Raw genomic sequence first — 891 nt, forward strand, 5'->3', positions numbered from 1 at the left:
TGAACCCAATGCCCATCTCGATGCGGAAGGCGAAGCTGCAGTCGCTAAGGCGATCGCCTCCGTGCGCGAGCGCAAAGGCATTGCGGTTGTCGTCTGCCATAGGCCGAGCGCCATCCGCGCCGTGGATTTGGTGTTGGTGATGGAAGGTGGACGGCAGCGAGCATTCGGTGCGCGTTCCAAATTCCTGAAGGCCATCGAGTCTACACAGGATCACGTGGCAGAGCGCGCTGACATGGAGGATCCCGGTGTCCGGCATTCATCAGAACAATGACGTTTCCAGCTCCATTCGCCGGCACCTGGTGGCGGGCCTTCTGGCGAGCGTGATCTTTGTGGGAGGAGCCGGAGCCTGGGCGGCCTTCACGAATCTCTCCGGTGCGGTTGTCGCGTCCGGACACTTTGTCGTCGATTCCTATGTCAAGAAGGTACAGCACCCGACCGGCGGGGTGGTGGGAGAAATCCTGGTGCGAGAAGGCGATAAAGTAAAAGCCGGCGACATCCTCATGCGGCTCGATGCCACCCAGACGCGCGCTAATCTCGCCATAGTCACCAAGCGGCTCGATGAGCTGGCCGCCTACCTGGCACGACTCGAATCTGAGCGTGACGATCTCGCGGAGATCGCCTTGCCGGACTGGCTGCTCGCCCGAAGAGATGTTCCGGACGTAGCTTCGGCAATACATAGCGAGACGCTGCTGTTCGAATTCCGCAGACAATCCCGCGTCGGAAACCAGGCGCAACTGGCGGAACGCATTACTCAATATCACCACGAGATCGAAGGACTCAAGGCGCAGGAAATTGCCTGTGAAAAAAGGATCGAGGTTCTCCAAAAGGAAATTGCTGCCCTGAGTGGGCTGCGCGACCAAGGCATTGTCTCGGACCAACGGTTGAACAGCC

The 891-nt window shown here is 59.4% G+C and carries 1 protein-coding gene and 1 pseudogene; both read left to right on the forward strand.

What is annotated here, in order from left to right; all coding sequences use genetic code 11:
* Positions 1 to 271, forward strand: a pseudogene (locus X738_RS86640) (hypothetical protein); the annotation flags it as partial.
* A partial coding sequence (locus X738_RS80565; RefSeq protein WP_023804294.1) for a biotin/lipoyl-binding protein occupies positions 246 to 891 on the forward strand: 646 nt, incomplete at its 3' end. The pseudogene X738_RS86640 and the gene X738_RS80565, both read left to right, overlap by 26 nt.

It is taken from the genome of Mesorhizobium sp. L48C026A00, assembly GCF_000502375.1.
Classification (GTDB): Bacteria; Pseudomonadota; Alphaproteobacteria; order Rhizobiales; family Rhizobiaceae; genus Mesorhizobium; species Mesorhizobium muleiense.